Here is a 4,170-nt window from a genome sequence, read left to right on the forward strand (position 1 = left end):
AGCACACCCTGGCGCTGACGAACCGGGGTTCGGCGAGCACCGAGGAGCTGCTGGTGCTCGCCCGCGAGGTGCGTGACGGGGTGCACGCCCGGTTCGGGGTCCGCCTCCGGCCGGAGCCCCTGCTGATCAACTGCTCCCTCTGAGCCGTCGAGCGTTCCGCCACCCGCACCGGCTACCCGAAATCACTTCGAAGGATCACTCGCGGTGGACGCGGGAGCCGTTGTACTGGGCCCGCGGCTTGAGCACGATCGAGTCCAGGTTCACGTGCGACGGGCGGGTGGCCGCGAACGCGATGACGTCCGCCACGTCCTCGGCGGTCAGCGGGGTCAGCCCTTCGTAGACCTTCGCCGCGCGGCCGGTGTCCCCGTCGAAGCGGTTCACCGAGAAGTCGGTCTCGACCATTCCGGGGATGATTTCGGTGAGGCGGACGGGATCGCCGAGGTGTTCCGAGCGCAGCGTCCGGTGCAGCGCGGACTGCGCGTGCTTGGCCGAGGTGTAGCCGGAACCCCCGTCGTACACCTCGTGTCCGGCGATGGACGTGACGGTGATCACGTGGCCGTCGCCGGAAGCGATGAGCTTGGGCAGCAGCGCCTTGGTGATGCGGAGCGTGCCGAGCACGTTGACCTCCCACATCCAGCGCCAGTGCTCCTCGTCGGCCTCGATGGCCCGTTCGAGCCCCCGCGCGCCTCCGGCGTTGTTGACCAGGACATGGCATTCTGGGACTTGCTGGACAAACGCGGCAACCGAAGCGGGATCGGTCACGTCCAGTGCCTGTGCCGTGCCGGACAATTCGGCCGCCAGCTTCTCCAGGCGGTCCTGTCGGCGCGCGCCGAGCACGACGTGGAAACCGGCTCCGGCCAGCGCGCGGGCGGTCGCTTCGCCGATACCCGCGCTGGCCCCCGTGATCACAGCGGTTCGCTTGCTCATGCCGCCATCCTTCCAGCGGGGGGCGGCAGGAGTCCGGTGAGAGGCATTACCCGGAGGGCAATCGGCCTGGGCGTCCGGCGGCGCGGCAGGCGTGGAGGTGATCGGTGATCGACAGGCGGACGGTGGTCAAGGCCGCACTGGCCGGCAGCGCCGCGGTACTCGCGGCCGCCTGCAGCGGCGGCGGTGACGGGAGTGGGGGCAGCGGTGGCAGGGCCGATGGCGGCGGCCCGAGCGCTTCGGCCCAGCCACTGGCGAAGGTCACCGCGGAACCGGCGGTCGACGCGAAGGACGTCTCCGTGCTGCAGCCGATCACGCTGAAGGTCACCGACGGGTCGTGGACCGACGTCAAGGTCACCAATCCCGAGGGCAGGACGGTGGACGGCGAGTTCAACGGCGACCGCACGGTGTGGACCAGCAAGGACGAGCTGGGCTACGGCAGGACCTACACCTACGCGGCCACCGCCACCGGCACCGACGGCAGGCCGGTGCCGCTGTCCGGCACGTTCAGCACGGTGAACCCGGCCCAGCAGGTCCGGGTCACGGTCAACCCGGCCGACAACGCCGACGTCGGGGTCGCCATGCCGATCAGTGTGAAGTTCACCGCGGACGTGAAGAACAAAGCGGCGGTCGAGGCGGCGCTGCGCGTGGAGACGAGCACGGCGGTCGAGGGGGCCTGGGGCTGGCTGTCGGCGCGGCAGGTGGACTGGCGGCCGAAGGAGTACTGGCCGGCGGGCACGCAGGTCAAGGTCACCGCGAACCTGTACGGCATGGATCTCGGCGGCGGTGCCTACCCGCGCGCCGACGTGGGCACCAGGTTCAGGATCGGCCGCAACCAGGTGGTCAGGATCCATACCCCGGACCATGTGATGAACGTCTACCGCGAGGGTTCCCTGTACCGCAGCTATCCGTGCAGCAACGGGCTGGACTCCGACGTGGACCGCAACACCCCCAACGGGGTGTTCATCATCATGAGCAGGGAACCGCACGCGATCTTCGACAACGCGCGCTACGGCTACACCAACGTGAACAAGAAGTGGGCCTGCCGGTTCTCCAACCATGGTGAGTTCATTCACGAAAACCAGGACAACGCGGCCGCGATCGGCCGGATCAACAACTCCCACGGCTGCGTGAACCTGCTGGAAGCCGACGCCAAGAACTACTTCGATTCCGCGCTGGTCGGGGACCCGGTGGAGGTCAGCGGATCGCGTCTGCCCGGACCGATCCACTCCGATGTGATGGACTGGCTCGTCGACTGGCCGGTCTGGAAGGCCAAGTCCGCCCGATGATCCGCTTCACCCGTTAGGGAAGATGGCGGCGCCCGTGCGCGTTGGGCGTTGAAGCGGGGCCGGTGCGGACGGCGGAACACACACGGGAGTGAACAGGGTGACGATCTCGCTGCGCGGATCTCGGCGGACTCCATCGATCTGGCCGCGCAGGGTCGCGGTGCTGTCCGTGCACACCTCGCCGCTGGAGCAGCCGGGGACCGGGGACGCCGGCGGCATGAACGTCTACATCCAGCACACGGCCGTGGAAATGGCGCGGCGCGGGATCAGCGTCGAGGTGTTCACCCGCGCGACCGCCTCGGAGCAGCCGCCGATCGCCGAGCTGGCACCCGGGGTGCTGGTGCGGCACATTCCGGCCGGCCCCTTCGAACCGCTCGGTCGCGAGGAGCTGCCCGCGCAGCTGTGCGCCTTCACCGCCGGGGTGCTGCGGGCCGAGGCCTTCCACGAGCCTGGCTACTACGACCTGATCCACTCGCACTACTGGCTCTCCGGCCAGGTCGGCTGGCTGGCGCGCGGCCGCTGGGGGGTGCCGCTGGTGCACACCGCGCACACGCTCGCCAAGGTCAAGAACGCCGCGCTGGCCGAGGGGGACAAACCGGAGCCGCGGACCAGGGTGATCGGCGAGGAGCAGGTGGTCGAGGAAGCGGACTGCCTGGTGGCGAACACGCAGGTGGAGGCACGCCAGCTCGTCGGCCTCTACGGCGCCGATCCGCACGCGGTGCACACCGTCGAGCCGGGGGTGGACCTCGAGCGGTTCACCCCGGGGCCGTCGTCGGCCGCCCGACGCGCCCTCGGCCTGTCCCAGGACGCCATCGTTTTCGCCTTCGTCGGCCGGATCCAGCCGCTGAAGGCGCCGGACGTGCTGTTGCACGCGGCGGCGCACCTGCTGCGGCGTCGTCCCGAGCTGCGTGAGCGGCTGGTCGTGCTGGTGGTCGGCGGCCCGTCGGGGACCGGGCTGGAACAGCCGCAGGCGTTGCGGGAGCTGGCGGTGAGCCTCGGCATCGAGCGGCAGACCCGGTTCCTGCCGCCGCAGTCGGGCGAGGCGCTGGCCCGGGTCTACCGCGCCGCGGACGTGGTGGCCGTGCCCAGTTACAACGAGTCGTTCGGACTGGTGGCGCTGGAGGCACAGGCCTGCGGCACCCCGGTGGTCGCGGCCGCGGTCGGCGGATTGCCGGTGGCGGTGGCGGACGGGGTTTCCGGGGTGCTGGTGCCCACGCACACGGCGGGCGACTGGGCGGCCGCACTGGCCGGACTGGCGCTGGATCCGGCGCGCCGCACCGAACTGGGGGCGAACGCCGTGCACCACGCGCGGCGGTTCTCCTGGTCGAGGACGACCGAAGCGCTGCTCGGCACCTATGCCGCGGCGGCGAGTTCCTTCCAAGACGCGCTACGCCCGGAGGTGGCGGTGTGAGCAGCATCGACCAGATCGTCCAGTCCGCCTTGGCGGAAGCTGGGCTGGAGTACGACGACAAGGGCGGGGGCCGCTATTTCGTCACCCTGCCGGGAACGAAGAAGCTCCAGACCAACTGCTGGCTGATCGTGGGTGAGCACGCGTTCGCGGTGGAGGCGTTCGTCTGCCGCCGCCCGGACGAAGCGCACGAGGAGGTCTACCGGTTCCTCCTGCGCCGCAACGCGAAGCTGTACGGCGTGCACTACACCCTGGACGCGACGGGGGACATCTACCTGGTCGGCAGGCTCGGCCTGGAGTGCGTCACCGCGGGCGAGCTCGACAAGATCCTCGGCCAGGTCCTCGAAGCGGCCGACGGTGATTTCAACACGCTGCTGGAGATCGGGTTCGCGACTTCGATCAGGCGTGAGTGGGATTGGCGGGTGTCGCGCGGCGAGTCGCTGGCGAACCTGCAGGCCTTCAGGCATCTGGTGGAGCCGGAGCGCCCGCACGAGCCGGGTTCGCTCACCGTTTCCTGAACAGGGGGAAGGCGGGACGGCTCGAGGGAGGGGG

General features: G+C 70.1%; 4 protein-coding genes and 1 pseudogene. 4 read left to right on the plus strand and 1 reads right to left on the minus strand.

The window, feature by feature from the left end; genetic code table 11:
• Positions 1-143, plus strand: a pseudogene (locus tag FNH05_RS33655) (UDP-N-acetylmuramate dehydrogenase); the annotation flags it as partial.
• A 52-nt stretch (positions 144-195) separates the two neighbouring features.
• Here the strand turns inward: FNH05_RS33655 and FNH05_RS33660 are convergent.
• The gene (locus tag FNH05_RS33660; protein ID WP_144592894.1) at positions 196-927 is read right to left on the minus strand and encodes an SDR family oxidoreductase; all 732 of its coding nucleotides are present in this window, start codon (positions 925-927) and stop codon (positions 196-198) included.
• A gap of 104 nt (positions 928-1,031) precedes the next feature.
• Between FNH05_RS33660 and FNH05_RS33665 the strand changes: the two genes are divergently transcribed.
• From FNH05_RS33665 to FNH05_RS33675, 3 genes are all read left to right on the plus strand, one after another.
• The gene (locus tag FNH05_RS33665; protein ID WP_144592895.1) at positions 1,032-2,213 is read left to right on the plus strand and encodes a L,D-transpeptidase; all 1,182 of its coding nucleotides are present in this window, start codon (positions 1,032-1,034) and stop codon (positions 2,211-2,213) included.
• Positions 2,214-2,310: 97 nt separating this feature from the next.
• Complete coding sequence (gene mshA / locus FNH05_RS33670) at positions 2,311-3,621, plus strand: D-inositol-3-phosphate glycosyltransferase (RefSeq protein ID WP_425458518.1); 1,311 nt, start codon at positions 2,311-2,313, stop codon at positions 3,619-3,621.
• Positions 3,618-4,136 (plus strand): type III secretion system chaperone family protein, encoded by a 519-nt coding sequence (locus tag FNH05_RS33675; protein WP_144592896.1) that lies wholly within the window; start codon positions 3,618-3,620, stop codon positions 4,134-4,136. The genes mshA and FNH05_RS33675 overlap by 4 nt, the downstream gene beginning before the upstream one ends.
• Positions 4,137-4,170: the final 34 nt, after the last annotated feature.

This window comes from Amycolatopsis rhizosphaerae (assembly GCF_007713715.1).
Lineage (GTDB): Bacteria > Actinomycetota > Actinomycetes > Mycobacteriales > Pseudonocardiaceae > Amycolatopsis_E > Amycolatopsis_E rhizosphaerae.

Bases quoted from the DNA above. Each gene is read 5' to 3' on its own strand.
- FNH05_RS33660 (WP_144592894.1), bottom strand. From the start codon at position 927: ATGAGCAAGCGAACCGCTGTGATCACGGGGGCCAGCGCGGGTATCGGC.